Raw genomic sequence first — 12,966 nt, forward strand, 5'->3', positions numbered from 1 at the left:
TGACAAGCAAGGCGTAACGCAAGGGGAGTGACTAAGGTTATGGCGGGTCCTGCTCAAGCCGCAGCTCGCGGCTATGAATCGTGCGACCGAAGTGATGTTTCCACAGCTTGATGCCCATCGCGCCGGATCGATCCAGCGATGAACCCACGGTTAGATCGGTAATCAGGGTGGGATGCAGCCCAGCATCAAACAAGGCAAAACCCGCAGCCAGCACGCAGGTATCTGTCTGAATACCGCAGACCAGGATGCGATCGGCCTGATACTGCCGCAGATACTCCATTGCAGCAGGGCTGGGTGTGTAACCATGCTTGATGAAGATGGCGTCGGCATCGATCAGGCAGCAATCATCGCGCGGCGGACACCAGCCGAGCTGACTGATGAAAGGGGTTTGGGACTCGTCATGCTGCTCGATCAGCGCCACACAGGGCAGGCGGCGGCTGAGCCTATTAATCCCTTCGATCAGCCACAAGGGAGGAGCAAAACAGCTTTGCACATCGACAACAAGCAGGATCTGTCGCATTGCACGAGCCTCAATAAGCGCCTGCAGCAATGCTAGCCTCAGGAGCGTCGGGCAGCCTGCAGGGTGGTCCATCAAACCCCTATTGAAACACGGACTCAGGAGTTGGGGCGTGCCCAGACCAGGCGCGAGCCAATCACGATCCCCAGCACCGCCAGCAAGGAGGTGGCGGACAAGGTAGACAGGCCACTCAAGCCCTGGCCGATGGTGCAGCCCAGGGCCAGCACACCGCCTACGCCCATCAGGGTGCCGCCGGTCATGGCACGCAGCATGTGGCGCGGTGATTCAAAGCCTTCCAGTTTCCAGCGTCGGCGCAGCAGAGCACTCAGGCAGGAACCGGCCAGCACACCCGCCACCATCAGGATGGTAAAGCGTGGACTCATGCCGGTGGAGATCATGGCGTATTGAATACTTTCCCCAATCGGGGCCACAAAGCTCAGCGAGCTGACGGGCACAGGCTCGAAGGGGTCATCGCCCAGCCAACCGGTGGTCAGCCAGCCTGCTACGATCAGCAGCCCGATAAAGGCGCCTGCCAGCAGATCATTCAGCCGCTGGCCGTCCAGACGGGGGCGCAGGGAAAAGGCGATTAAAGCGGCAACGAGCAGGGCAATGACGATGGATCGTACGGGGCCTGCGGGCAGGGTGACGGCAGGCAGGGTGATGCTGCTGACTTGGGCGAGGTTCATGCGTAGCGGGGCCAGCAGTCCGGTCAAGGTCATGTAAGCGGCGATACCCAGGCATAACAGCACTACAAAAGAGCGCAAATTACCTTGCCCCAACAGAATCAGAGCGCGGGCACCGCAGCCATTGGCCAAGGTCATTCCCATACCAAACAGCACGCCACCGACCGGCACCAGCAGCCAGGAAAAAGTCGGATTCAGGTACAAGACCTTGTCCAGGCTGATCAGCCCACTGCCTGCAGCCAGTTGTGTACCGGCCAGGGCCACGGCCAGCGCCAGGGCAAAGCCCTGGAGCTTGTAGCCGCTGCGCCCGGACCAGCGCTCGGTTAAACCACGATAAAAGCAAAAACCACTGAGCTGGCCACTCATGCCAAAGAGCAGACCAATGGCCAAGCTGACCCACAGTACAAGTTCTGTATTCATCATGTGCGCTGGAGAGGGAACGGGATTGAAACCACTTAGCCTTGGGTGCCCCAGATGTCGCGACTGATTGCGGCATACCAAGCCTCGCCATACTGGGCTTCCTGCTTGCGAAAGGCCGGGCTGGCTTCTTTGGGGCTGACCCCGCCGGAGGCTTCGGCCAGCTTGTCATCGGCAAAGGCGTACAAATGCCCCACGGAAATGCCATAGTCAGGAGCGATCAAACTGTAGCAGGTATTGCTCAGGGTCGCCTGTGGCACGGGCTTGCCGTTCAAGGCATTGATGATGGCAGCCGCTGCCAGCTTGGCTTGTGTGTTGGCCGAGAAGCCGGACTTGGGCATGGGCGAGGCAATGGTGGCATCGCCCACCACATAGATGTCTTTGACCTGCTCGGATTCGAAGGTATGCGGGTCAATGGGCACCCAGCCGCTGGCGTTGGTGACCCCGGCCTGTTCGGCAATGGCTCCCGCTTTTTGAGGCGGAATCACGTTGAGCACATCGGCCTTGTGGATTTCGCCAAACTCGGTTTCCACGCTGAGCTTGGCGGCATCCACGCGGGTGACTTTGCCGTCCTTGGAGAAGGGCACCCATTCGATCATGTCGCCATAGACGTGTTTCCAACCGTCCTGAAACAGGCCTTGTTTGGAGAAGCTGTCTTTGGCATCCAGAATCAGAATCTTGGACTTGGGTTTGTTCTGCTTGAAGTAGTGAGCCACCATGCTGGCGCGCTCGTAGGGGCCAGGCGGGCAGCGGAATGGGTTTTCGGGGGCCACCATAATAAAAGTGCCGCCGTTGGGCATGGCATCGAGCTGGCGTTTGAGCAGCCGGGTTTGCTCACCGGCTTTCCAGGCATGCGGCGCCAACAAGGCGGCGGCCTCGTCATACCCTTCCAGGGTGTTCCAGCGAAAATCAATGCCAGGCGAGAGCAGCAGCTTGTCGTAGGACAGCGTCTGGCCTTTGGACAGGCTCAGGGTTTTGGCCTGGGAGTCCACTGCCGTTGCCCGATCGTGGATCACCTCAATACCCGCTGCACGCAGGTCCTCAAAGCCGTGGCCCTGCTGTTCAAAGCGGCGCAGACCGGCCAGATACAGATTGCTGAATGGGCAGGTGTAGAAGGTGGTGGCCGGTTCGATCAAGGTTACTTTCAGGGATGGATCGCCGCGCTTGAGGTAGCGGGCCGCAGTGGCACCGCCAAAGCCGCCACCGACCACAATCACATGGGCGGAACGGCTGCGTGCATACACCGGCAAGGCACTCAGAGCCAGGCCAGCGGCACTGGTCTTGCCGACACGGCTCAGCCATTGGCGACGGGAGGAGTTTACGGGTGTGCTCATGCTTAACGTCCTTGCGCCATGCTGACAGGGGTGGAGGGAAGTGTCGAGAAGTACTGGGCCAGAGCTTGCAGATCCGCATCCTGGTAGCCTTTGACCAGACGGTTCATGATGGTGGTGCCAGCCGGGGGATTGTCAGAGGCAAAGGCACGCAACTGTTCCAGCAAGGCGGCCTGGGGACGGCCTGCCAGCGAGGGAATGATGGTGGTGGAACGTCCATCCGAGCCGTGACAGTTCGCACAGGAGCTGGCTACGGTCTTGATATCCAGCGTGGAACTGGCCCAGGCCGGTGCCGCGGCACTGCTGGCCGCCAGCAAGGCGGGGGCGAAAAGGAGACGACCTACCAGAGAGAGGGACATGGGCATTCTTCTTGTCAATGTGCTTCGTTGCAGGAAAAGACGCTCAGCGTAGCATTCTCCTTACGCCCACTTTGTATGACTATATAGAACGCTGTTATGAGTTCAGCGCCCAATAGGGGCGCTGAGATGGGGGTAGGGAGTCTGACGGGAACCGAGCAATAATCAGTCGCTGATGCTCAGCTCGGTCTGGCCGGTGATGACAGCGCCCTGGTCGTCCGTCCAGCTCATCTCCAGAACCCCCGAGCGTCGTGCGACAAAAGTAAATTCAAGGTAGGGGTTTTGGGAAATGGCGGTTTCCGGTTGCCAATTGAACAAGAGTTCACCGTTAAAGGTGGCCTTGAAGTCGTGGATGATGTTGCGTGGCACAACCTGACCTTCTTTGTTCAGGCGCAGGCCGCTTTCCATGCGGTGTTCTACCAGCGCACGCACGCGCACGATCTCGCCTGTCTTGGGCGTGGCGTTGCTGATCCAGATACGGGGTTTACTCATGAGGGGCTCTTGTTTACATGCCGCAGCCGCCAGCGGTCACGGTGATGTGATGCTGGGCGCTCAGAACGCGGCCATCGCTCAACCGTGCCAGGGCACGGATGGTTTGGGTTTCAATCAGACGCAGGCGCACGGCGACTTCCGTTGTACCTGCCAGGGCGGTAAAGCGAAAGCGGCAGGCCAGGGGGTGTGGGTTGCCCTGGGCCAGAATGATCAGTTCCTGGCAATACAGCTCGTCATTGACGGGTAGGTCCAGCACGACCTTGACGGGCACTGCGGCGGGGTTGTCTCCCAGGGCGGGCATGTCCAGTTTCAAGCCTTTTTCCTCAGGGGTCGCGCCGTCCAGGAACTCGTTCACCACCGCCTGGACCTGGGCGGCGGTGGCCGGCTTGAGCAATTGATCAAAAGCGACTTGTGCATGCAGATTGACGGGCAGCCAGGCGGCGCCTAGTCCGGCCGCACTGCCCAGCAACAGCTGGCGACGACGCACGAAACGGGAGGGAAGTTTAGAGGAAGTCATTGAAACGGCTCTGGATCCACTGAAAATCTTCTTGAACAAGGTCGGGGGTGCGAACATCCATATCAATCTGTGTTTGCAGCACCTTGCCGCTGGCATCCAGCTCGTACTCAAACTTGACCGAAATTTCTTCTTGCGGGTCCCCATTCACCATCATGTAGCACAGGTTGTCGGGGAGTACCGGCACGACTTCCTTGCCTGCAATCCGTTCGGCCAGGTTCTGGGAAACGATTTTCGCCACGGCATGCGCAACGTGCGCGCTCTTGGGATAGTGGCCGAACTGATCGGAAATAAAGCCCATCGAGTCACCCACCACATAGACATTGTCGTCGTCGCGTGCGGTGAACAGGCGCGGATCAATATTGGCCCAGCCGGTGGGTTTGCCGTCAGGGCCTGTGCCCACCAGACCCGCGTTCCAGACCATGTCGGCCGCCTGATGCGGAGGCATGAGCACGGCATCGTCGAAATCAAAGTCGCCTGCAGTGGTCTTGATGTGTTTTTTGAAGGGGTCGACTTCACGCACCCGTGCATTGGGGACATGGGTGATGATGTCCGGGTACAGCTCCTGGAACGCGGCGCGGTAGCCCTCGCCAATCGGGGCGATATTGGGCTTGGGGTCCAGAATGATGATCTTGCCTGGAATCTTGTTGGTCTTGATGTGCCAGGCCATCAAACAGGCGCGTTCGTAGGGCGAGGGCGGACAGCGGTGGGGCGGCGGGGGCAGCGTCATGACAATGGTGCCGCCCTTGAAGGCCTTGAGCTTGTTCTTCAAAGCAAACATCTCGGCGTTCGGGATGTAGGCATTGGGAAAGTGCTGGCGTGTGTATTCCGCGGCGTAGGTGTCATTGCCAAACCAGGCGTCATAGGCATTGCGTATGCCGCCCGACAGGATCAGGTAGTCGTATTCCAGCGCGCCCTGGGTGGTACGTACGGTTTTCTTGTCGCGTTCGATGGCTGTGACTTCGGCATGCACCAAGCTGTACCCATACTTGATCGAAGGAGCCAGCATGTCATGGTTCAGGAAATCAGTGTTGACGATATCAATCAGCCACTTGTTGCTCATGGGCCCCGACCAGAAGGTGGGGTTGCGCTCGATCAGCACAACCTGAGCTTGGGGAACCAGCTTGGACAGATACTTGGCAGCGGTCATCCCGCCCCAACCGCCGCCACAAATCACAATGCGCGGGCCTTTGGTGTGGCGCGGCAGGATCTGACTGGTGTTGGTGATGATGGCGGGGGCTGAAAGGCTGGTGGAAGGAAGAACAATTGTTCCGAGTGCGGCGGCTGGGGTGGCCAGCAGAAAATTTCTACGATTCATTGTTATGTTCCTCGTGATCATGACATGACACACGTCAATCCTGGTAAGTAGACCGCTTGGTGCGAGCCAGTATAGCCAAGACTGTCGGGGCTGCGTGGGGTTTTTTGCCGGGCCAAGGCGTTGAAACCAAGGTTAGAGGCCGCTCAGGCACGGTGCAGCAGCGCAGTTCAGTGCGGGTGGGGGAAGAACGAAGTGGGGGGGAGGGCTGGTCGTGCGGTGGAAACGTCGGACTGCGGGTAAGGGTTAACACTCGGAAATGCTCAGGAAACAACAGAAAAACCGGATTTTTTGGATTAAAACGTAACGGCGCTATCTTTGTGCACAAAATCGGAGGATAGTGCAGGGAGAGAAATTTTTTCTCTGTTCGTTTTTACATTTAGGACTTATTTTGAAGACAGAAATTGGTATTGTGAAGTGGTTCAACAGCGAAAAAGGCTTCGGATTCATCGTGCCGGAGAACGGCGGCAAGGATCTCTTCGCACACCACAGTGAAATTCAGGGAACCGGGTTCAAAACATTGGAAGAGAACCAACGCGTTTCCTTCATCGAAGGTGCAGGCCAAAAAGGCCCATGCGCAACTAAAATCCAAATTCTTTGATGATGGGCTTGCCTGAACCGGCAAGCACCGCGTCAAACTGAAAAGGCCGGAACCCGCCAAGGTTCCGGCCTTTTTTAATGCTTGGCAAGCTGCCACCTGCAATCCAGAGATGGGCGCTGCGTGCTCTACCAGCAGTAGGTCCGATGTCGGGCAGCTGGAGCGACACGTCGCTTTAGAGCGGCGTTGACGCGCTTAGCGGTACGGTCAGCCGAGCCTCCAGACCGCCACCTTGCCGGTTCAGCAGCTCCAGCGTTCCTCCATGCTGGGTGGCGATGGCGTTCACGATGGACAAGCCCAGCCCGTAACCGGCCTGTTGCTGTGAGCCACGCCAGAAGCGGTTCATAGCCAGATCGCGTTCGCTCTCGCTCAAGCCAGGGCCATTATCCAATACGCTGATACGCAGGTAACCCGGTTCTCCCGCCTCAATTCGCAGGCTGATGGCTGCCAAGGCCTTGGCATAGCGCAGGGCATTATCGATCAGGTTCTGTATGGCCACTGTCAGCAAGGACTTTTCAATTTGCACCGGTCCGGGTTGAGTGTGTGTGTCCAGCGTGATGGCGTCGATGGTGTCACCATGGATGGCCTTGAGCGCATGTAAAGCTGCATAGACGGCTTCATCGGCCTGACTGCTTTCCTGACTCGCGCCCTGGCCGTCCAGCCGAGCCAGCTCCAGCAGCCTTTGCAGGATATTTTGCAGTTGCTGCACACCCTGATCGGCCTGACTTAAGGCGGCATCCAGCGTGTCACGCTCGCCAGGACGTTGGGCCGCCAGATGAGCCACTTGAAGGTGGGTTTTGATGCCTGTCAGCGGGGTGCGCAATTCGTGGGCTGCGCTATCGGTAAAGCGGCGTTCACGCATGATGGCGGCCTGTTGCCGCTCCAGCAGCGCCTCAATCGTACGCAGCAGCGGCTGCAGCTCCACCGGGGCTTTGACCTGGGGAAGCGGGCTGTCGTCACCGGGACGGCGGCGGGCCAGCAAATCCCGAATCCGCTCCAGAGGGGCCAGCCCGTGACCAATCCCTATCCACAACAGGAGCAGACTGCCAAACAGGGCCACCACGAAAGGCAGCCCTGCCGAGAGCATGATTTCCCGTACCAGGGATTCGCGTATCTCGATGCTGTCAGCGGCGGCAATCTGGATATGCCCCTCGCGCAGGACAAAGGTACGCCAGCGCTTGCCGCCATGGATATGGGTGCCAAAGCCCAAGGCCACTTGCGACATGTCCGGACTGCCGGCGGTACGGCTGACTGCCTGAATCTCCACTTCACTGCGCACCACGCTGATCTCGCAGGCAACCCCGTCGCGGGCAATGATGTCCAAGGGGCGTTCGGCTGACTGGGCCAACTCCTGTAGATTCGGAAATTGGGCCACCAGCCCGGCCACCATTCGCGCCGAGGCCGCCAGACGGCTGTCCAGCGCCTCACGCAGGGAATGGCGCGCATCCATCAGCATCCAGGCCGCCACGGCACTCCATAGCACGGTCAGGGAAATGCCGATCACCAGCAGCAACCTCAGGCGCAAACTCATGTTGTTTCTTTCCTAGCCCGCCGGCCCCAGTCGGTAGCCCAGACCGCGAACGGTCTCAACGATATGGCTGCCCAGCTTGCGCCGCAAATGGTAGATATGGACATTGATGGCATTGCTTTCCAGATCCTGGTCGTACCCGTAGACGCTGTCACACAGCTGTTCGGCACTCAGAATGGCATGGGGTTTGTTGAGCAGGGCGCGCAACAGGGACAGTTCGCGCCGGGCCAGGCTGACTGGCTTGCCATCCAGAGTGACATGGCCGGTCGACGCACAGAAGCTTAATCGTCCATATTCAATGCAGTCGGTTTCGTGACCGGCCAAGCGTCGTGTCAGCACATGCAGACGCGCCAGCAGCTCGTCCAGGTCAAAAGGCTTGATGACGTAGTCATCGCCTCCGCCCAACAAGCCCTCGACCCGGTGATGCAGCGCATCGCGGGCGGTCAGGATCAGAATGGGCAGTTTGCGGCCCTGATCGCGCCAGCGGCGCAGCAGCGTCAGTCCGTCCTGATCGGGCAAGCCCAGATCCAGAATACAGACATCAAAGTGCGAGGACAGCAAGGCCGTATCGGCCAGACTGGCGGTGCCTACGTGGTCCACCGTCAAGCCGTGCAATCGCAGGCCGGCCACAATTCCGCTGGCGACCAGCGCGTCATCTTCAACCAGTAAGACGTGCATTCTCCCCCCTTGTCGCGAATGCGGCGTGTTCAGGCAAAGCCTGATGTTCATTACGTTTCGGCGTTCATGTTAGCAGTCTTGAGGCGGGCGGCAAAAGGCGCCTCTCTCTTAATTTGGCCTTAATCCTGATCCTCTACTGTGAGCTAGATTGCATTGCATTTGCATCTCGGTACTTACTTTTTTAATAAAACCGGCTGGGGCAATGACGTTTCTCCAGGCTTAGCCGCATGATCGATCTCGGGCATTTATTCACATGACTCCTATATTGGGAATATTACTGGCGACCAGTTTTGTCGCCTCTTTGGTGGCACTGGGCATTCTTGTCTGGGCCGTTGCAAACAAACTGATTTTCGTCGGCAAGAACGAGGCTGAAACCATCTTCATGAAAGGGGAGTTGGGCCAGCCTGACGATAGCGCTTCCTTTGGGGAGAAGAGCGAGGCGCAGGCGCATCGTTTTGACGTGTTGCGTGCCGGCATTGATCGCAGTGGCCGAGGGCCGGTTTTGCTGTTGGTGACGGTCGGAATTACCTGGCTGCTGATAGGCTCGGTGTTTGGCGTGATGGCATCGCTCAAACTGCACTGGCCCGACTGGCTGGCCGATGTGGCCCAGGTGACGTTTGGACGGGCGCGCACCTTGCACCTGAATATTGTGGCCTATGGCTGGTTGTCGGTGACCGGAATCGGTGTGGCCTTGTGGCTGTTGCCACGCATTTTTCATACGCCCTTGCGACGGCCCAATATGGTGTACTTCGGTGCGGCCTTGTGGACCCTGGGGGTCTTGGGCGGCACGCTGGCCGTTGCCAATGGCTGGTCCGATGGCATTGAGTGGCTGGAGTTCCCCTGGCAGATCGATATTTTGCTGGCGGTAGGCGGTTTTTTCCTGGCCTGGCCGGCTATTGAAACTGCGGCCAAGCGCAAGTCGCGCCATATCTATGTGTCAGGCTGGTACTTTCTGGCTGGCATGGTGTGGTTTCCCTTCCTTTTCCTGGTATCGAATATCCCGGGCCTGCACATCGGTGCTCAGCAAGCTACCGTGAACTGGTGGTTTGCTCACAATGTGCTGGGTCTGTGGTTGACGCCGATGGGCGTGGGGGCGGCGTACTACATCATCCCTAAAATCATTGGCAAGCCCGTGTATTCCTACAACGTGTCTTTGCTGGGTTTCTGGAGCCTGGCGCTGTTCTACAGTCAGGTGGGCATGCATCACTTGATGGGGGGGCCGGTGCCGACCTGGGCCGTCACCCTTTCCGTGGTGCATAGCATCATGATGTTTGTGCCTGTGATTGCGGTAGCCATCAACCAGCACGTCACGGTGGCGCAGAACTTGTGGGCCTTCAAGCAATCCATGGCCTTGCGTTTTGTCTGGATTGGCGCACTGATGTACACCCTGTCCTCTTTCCAGGGGTCGCTGGAGGCCATCCGTTCGGTGAACTCGGTGACGCACTTTACGCATTACACCGTCGGTCACGCCCATCTGGGCGCCTACGGCTTTGTGTCCATGGTGATGTTTGGCACCCTGTATTACATGATGCCCCACATTCTGGGACGTCGCTGGCCCTTTTCGGCGCTGATCAAGACCCATTTCTGGCTGGTGACGGCAGGCTTCACGATTTATGTGCTGGCCTTGAGCATTGCCGGGGTCGTGCAGGGCATGGGTCTGATGGACCCGGGCGCCAGTTTCGGCGAGATCACTCGCAAGATGGTTCCGTATCTGGAGGCCCGCTCGATCGGCGGCACCATGATGACCTTGGGTCATTTCATTTTTGCGGCTCACTTTGCCTTGCTGTTGTTGCGCAAAGACACCGCTGTTAATGCGACTCCTCCACTTGCTCGGGCAGATGCATCATGAACCGACTCTTACCGTTACTCATCGGAGCCATTGGCGTTTTGCTGCTGGCCACTCTCATGCTGGTGATTCTGCCGGCTTGGCAATTGCGCACCTCGGAGCCTCCTGCACCATTGAAGCCCTATACCGTCCAGCAGTTGCAGGGCCGTGATCAGTACGTGGCGAACGGCTGCTTGTACTGTCACAGCCAGCAGCCCCGCTCGAGCGGTCAGACTCTGTTTGACACCGCCCGTGGCTGGGGGCGTGCTTCTACGCCCGGTGACTATTTTTACGACTCGCCCCACTTGCTGGGAACGATGCGTACCGGTCCGGACCTGTTCAACGTCGCAGCGCGCATGAAAAGTCGGGATTGGCACTTGACTCACCTGTACCAGCCGCGTGCGATTTTCGACTGGAGCCTAATGCCATCCTACCCTTATATGTTCGAACTGAAAGCTCAGCTCGAACCGGGCGATGTGCTTGTGCGTCTTCCCGAATCCTTGCAGCCAGAGGGCAAGCATGTGGTTGCCCGCCAGGAAGCCCTGGATCTGGTCGAGTATTTGCTGGCCTTGGATCGCACCTACGCGACTACAAGCCAGGAGTTGGATAAACGCGACCGCGGCTACGACCGCCGCCCTGGCGAGACCTTGATGGACTTGGGCGCTCAATAGGACATGTCATGACAAAGAAAAAAGATTCGAGTTCGCCTCTGGTCGAGAATATTGACCCTAGTTTTGAGCCATGGGAGCCACCGCGTCCCATTCCGATTTTTCTGCTGGCCGTGCTGGTGGCGCTGGCCTTGGCGGGCGTGGGCCTTTATCTGCATGATCTGGCCCCGCATGCCGCGCCAGATGAGTCCACTGTCATCGGCTCTCACGGCGGTGGTACGCCAGTCGTGCCGGCAATGGCTGCTTCAAGGGATGCACCGGTGCTGGTGCATTCGGGGCAGGGCAGTGTGTGGAGCTGCGCCTCCTGTCACGGTGAGGCGGGTGAAGGCGCGGGTATCACCCCTCGTCTGGCCGGTATTTCAGAGGCATATCTGCTCAAGCAGCTCGAGGATTTTGCCAGTGGCGCACGTTTGAATGAGTCCATGCAGTATGTGGCTCGTGGCTTGCAGCCGGCGGATATGAAAGAGCTGGCCAGCTACTACGCCAAGCTGCCCGTCCCCGCTATTGCAGTACCCAGTTCGGACGCGGATCTGGCGCGTGGGCAGGCCTTGTTCCAGAAAGGGGACTGGAAGCAGAACGTGCCTGCCTGCATCAGCTGTCACGGCAGCCAAGGTGAAGGGGTAGGGGCTGCGTTCCCGCCGCTGGCGGCTCAACAGGCGGACTACCTGTTCAGTCAGCTGTCGGCCTGGAAAGGCGGTCATCGTCACAATTCGCCGCAAACGCTGATGGATGATATTGCCTCGCGCCTGTCCTACGAGGACCTGTATGCGGTTTCCTACTACGCCGCCTCCTTGCCAGCCCCTGGCACGCAGGCGAAATAAGATCAGAACAGAGAGTTTTTTATGAAAGATACGCAAGAGCAGGGTCGTGGCAAACCCGTCATGTCGGGCGGACGCAGACTGGCCTGGGGGGCCGGTATAGGGGTATTGCTGTTTGCCATCGGATATGGTCTGAACGCCAGGGGCTGGTTGTCTTTTTCCCTGGGCTCGCCCGATTCGGCGACGATTAAGGTGGGCGATGTCGGTTACAGCCGTGAGGCCATGCAAGCCGATCGAGAGGCGCAAAGCAAGGACAAGCTCGCGGTCACGGCGGGAATGCCGGTGGGCCCGGACGGCTACTTTGTGCCGCCTGCCGAGAGCAGCATTCCCGACACACCATACGGGGAAGCCGTTCGGCGTGGACAACAGATTTTTATGGAAACCTCCACGACAGTGTCGGATCACGTGGGCAACACACTGGCCTGTGTGAACTGCCACCTGGATGCCGGGCGCCGTGAGCATTCAGCGCCCATGTGGGGGGCTTATGTCAGCTACCCGGCGTACCGTTCCAAGACCAAGGCCATCAGTACCCTGGAAGATCGCATTATTGGTTGTTTTACCTATTCGATGAATGCCCAGGCTTCTTCTACGGGCGTGGCGCCACCGGCAGGCAGCGACGTCTACCGTGATTTGATGACCTATATGTACTGGATGTCTGACGGGGCGCCGACCGGTCAGAAGTTGCCTGGCGCCGGCTTTCCCAAGGTGAAAAAGACGGAGCTGGGCTATGACGTCGCGCGGGGTAAAGAGGTTTACACCAATAACTGTGTGCTGTGTCACGCGGTGGATGGTCAGGGACAGAAGGATGCTGAAAGTGGCGTGGTCTTCCCGCCTTTATGGGGGAATAACTCCTACAACTGGGGAGCGGGGATGGCACGTATTGATACGGCAGCGGGTTTCATCAAGGCCAATATGCCTTTGGGTAAACCATTTTCCCTGACCGATCAAGAAGCCTGGGATGTTGCCGCTTACATCAACAGTCATGAGCGTCCCAAAGATCCTCGTCAGACAGGGACGCTGGAGCAGGCTCGCGTGGAATTTCACGATGGAGAGGAAAGCTACTACGGCAAGAAAGTGAACGGCCTTGTGTTGGGTGGGGGCGTGGACAAGTAAATGTTGGGCTGTTGGAAAGCGAGGTCGTAGGACGCCGGTACTGGGGATTTGCCGATTGATTGCTTCCTTGGACCCATAAGCAAAGTAATTGGGCAGCGGTTTGTGCCGTAAAC

Annotated in this window: 14 protein-coding genes; 5 read left to right on the forward strand and 9 right to left on the reverse strand. The window is 58.6% G+C overall.

What is annotated here, in order from left to right:
- Positions 1–37: 37 nt before the first annotated feature.
- The 7 genes from RSQ48_RS06145 to RSQ48_RS06175 all read right to left on the reverse strand — a co-directional run bounded on the left by RSQ48_RS06145 (position 38) and on the right by RSQ48_RS06175 (position 5,628).
- Positions 38–520 carry a cysteine hydrolase family protein gene (locus RSQ48_RS06145; RefSeq protein ID WP_415302237.1) on the reverse strand — a complete coding sequence of 161 codons (483 nt, stop codon included), beginning with the start codon at positions 518–520 and terminating at the stop codon, positions 38–40.
- Positions 521–615: 95 nt separating this feature from the next.
- Complete coding sequence (locus RSQ48_RS06150; protein WP_301607092.1) at positions 616–1,623, reverse strand: YeeE/YedE family protein; 1,008 nt, start codon at positions 1,621–1,623, stop codon at positions 616–618.
- Between the two features lie 32 nt (positions 1,624–1,655).
- Complete coding sequence (locus tag RSQ48_RS06155; protein ID WP_059317875.1) at positions 1,656–2,951, reverse strand: NAD(P)/FAD-dependent oxidoreductase; 1,296 nt, start codon at positions 2,949–2,951, stop codon at positions 1,656–1,658.
- Between the two features lie 2 nt (positions 2,952–2,953).
- On the reverse strand, positions 2,954–3,307 hold the full coding sequence (locus RSQ48_RS06160; RefSeq protein WP_336579654.1) for a c-type cytochrome: 354 nt from the start codon (positions 3,305–3,307) through the stop codon (positions 2,954–2,956).
- Positions 3,308–3,469: 162 nt separating this feature from the next.
- Positions 3,470–3,796, reverse strand: coding sequence for a thiosulfate oxidation carrier complex protein SoxZ (gene soxZ, locus RSQ48_RS06165; RefSeq protein WP_240209320.1), 327 nt, complete (start codon positions 3,794–3,796; stop codon positions 3,470–3,472).
- Between the two features lie 13 nt (positions 3,797–3,809).
- Positions 3,810–4,313 carry a thiosulfate oxidation carrier protein SoxY gene (locus RSQ48_RS06170; protein ID WP_336579653.1) on the reverse strand — a complete coding sequence of 168 codons (504 nt, stop codon included), beginning with the start codon at positions 4,311–4,313 and terminating at the stop codon, positions 3,810–3,812.
- On the reverse strand, positions 4,300–5,628 hold the full coding sequence (locus tag RSQ48_RS06175; RefSeq protein WP_003801725.1) for an FAD-dependent oxidoreductase: 1,329 nt from the start codon (positions 5,626–5,628) through the stop codon (positions 4,300–4,302). Before RSQ48_RS06175 ends, RSQ48_RS06170 begins: the two co-directional genes overlap by 14 nt.
- Before the next feature lie 388 nt (positions 5,629–6,016).
- Between RSQ48_RS06175 and RSQ48_RS06180 the strand changes: the two genes are divergently transcribed.
- Positions 6,017–6,226, forward strand: a complete 210-nt coding sequence (locus RSQ48_RS06180; protein WP_009461028.1) for a cold-shock protein — start codon at positions 6,017–6,019, stop codon at positions 6,224–6,226.
- A 172-nt stretch (positions 6,227–6,398) separates the two neighbouring features.
- Here the strand turns inward: RSQ48_RS06180 and RSQ48_RS06185 are convergent, their stop codons facing one another.
- The gene (locus RSQ48_RS06185; protein ID WP_131071464.1) at positions 6,399–7,754 is read right to left on the reverse strand and encodes an ATP-binding protein; all 1,356 of its coding nucleotides are present in this window, start codon (positions 7,752–7,754) and stop codon (positions 6,399–6,401) included.
- Between the two features lie 12 nt (positions 7,755–7,766).
- The gene (locus RSQ48_RS06190) at positions 7,767–8,429 is read right to left on the reverse strand and encodes a response regulator (RefSeq protein ID WP_003801720.1); all 663 of its coding nucleotides are present in this window, start codon (positions 8,427–8,429) and stop codon (positions 7,767–7,769) included.
- Between the two features lie 253 nt (positions 8,430–8,682).
- On the opposite strand from RSQ48_RS06190, the gene RSQ48_RS06195 reads away from it, so the two are divergent.
- From RSQ48_RS06195 to RSQ48_RS06210, 4 genes are read left to right on the forward strand one after another with little or no spacing between them, the layout of a single operon-like run.
- A complete protein-coding gene (locus tag RSQ48_RS06195; RefSeq protein WP_415302238.1) occupies positions 8,683–10,278 on the forward strand; it encodes a cbb3-type cytochrome c oxidase subunit I in 1,596 nt (531 codons plus the stop codon).
- Entirely contained in the window at positions 10,275–10,925 is a 651-nt protein-coding gene (locus RSQ48_RS06200) for a cbb3-type cytochrome c oxidase subunit II (RefSeq protein WP_415302239.1), read from the forward strand. Before RSQ48_RS06195 ends, RSQ48_RS06200 begins: the two co-directional genes overlap by 4 nt.
- Before the next feature lie 8 nt (positions 10,926–10,933).
- Positions 10,934–11,743 (forward strand): c-type cytochrome, encoded by an 810-nt coding sequence (locus tag RSQ48_RS06205; protein ID WP_131071465.1) that lies wholly within the window; start codon positions 10,934–10,936, stop codon positions 11,741–11,743.
- Positions 11,744–11,764: 21 nt separating this feature from the next.
- On the forward strand, positions 11,765–12,853 hold the full coding sequence (locus tag RSQ48_RS06210) for a c-type cytochrome (RefSeq protein ID WP_003801712.1): 1,089 nt from the start codon (positions 11,765–11,767) through the stop codon (positions 12,851–12,853).
- The last annotated feature ends 113 nt before the right edge of the window (positions 12,854–12,966 follow it).

The sequence above is a fragment of the Alcaligenes sp. SJTW-7 genome (assembly GCF_047716895.1).
Classification (GTDB): domain Bacteria; phylum Pseudomonadota; class Gammaproteobacteria; order Burkholderiales; family Burkholderiaceae_B; genus Alcaligenes; species Alcaligenes ammonioxydans.

Excerpts from the sequence above, each read along its gene's own strand:
- RSQ48_RS06210 (WP_003801712.1), top strand. The coding sequence starts at position 11,765 with ATGAAAGATACGCAAGAGCAGGGTCGTGGCAAACCCGTCATGTCGGGC.
- soxZ (WP_240209320.1), bottom strand. The coding sequence starts at position 3,796 with ATGAGTAAACCCCGTATCTGGATCAGCAACGCCACGCCCAAGACAGGC.
- RSQ48_RS06145 (WP_415302237.1), bottom strand. The coding sequence starts at position 520 with ATGCGACAGATCCTGCTTGTTGTCGATGTGCAAAGCTGTTTTGCTCCT.
- RSQ48_RS06155 (WP_059317875.1), bottom strand. The coding sequence starts at position 2,951 with ATGAGCACACCCGTAAACTCCTCCCGTCGCCAATGGCTGAGCCGTGTC.
- RSQ48_RS06160 (WP_336579654.1), bottom strand. The coding sequence starts at position 3,307 with ATGTCCCTCTCTCTGGTAGGTCGTCTCCTTTTCGCCCCCGCCTTGCTG.
- RSQ48_RS06185 (WP_131071464.1), bottom strand. The coding sequence starts at position 7,754 with ATGAGTTTGCGCCTGAGGTTGCTGCTGGTGATCGGCATTTCCCTGACC.
- RSQ48_RS06195 (WP_415302238.1), top strand. The coding sequence starts at position 8,683 with ATGACTCCTATATTGGGAATATTACTGGCGACCAGTTTTGTCGCCTCT.
- RSQ48_RS06150 (WP_301607092.1), bottom strand. The coding sequence starts at position 1,623 with ATGATGAATACAGAACTTGTACTGTGGGTCAGCTTGGCCATTGGTCTG.
- RSQ48_RS06175 (WP_003801725.1), bottom strand. The coding sequence starts at position 5,628 with ATGAATCGTAGAAATTTTCTGCTGGCCACCCCAGCCGCCGCACTCGGA.
- RSQ48_RS06170 (WP_336579653.1), bottom strand. The coding sequence starts at position 4,313 with ATGACTTCCTCTAAACTTCCCTCCCGTTTCGTGCGTCGTCGCCAGCTG.
- RSQ48_RS06205 (WP_131071465.1), top strand. The coding sequence starts at position 10,934 with ATGACAAAGAAAAAAGATTCGAGTTCGCCTCTGGTCGAGAATATTGAC.
- RSQ48_RS06190 (WP_003801720.1), bottom strand. The coding sequence starts at position 8,429 with ATGCACGTCTTACTGGTTGAAGATGACGCGCTGGTCGCCAGCGGAATT.
- RSQ48_RS06200 (WP_415302239.1), top strand. The coding sequence starts at position 10,275 with ATGAACCGACTCTTACCGTTACTCATCGGAGCCATTGGCGTTTTGCTG.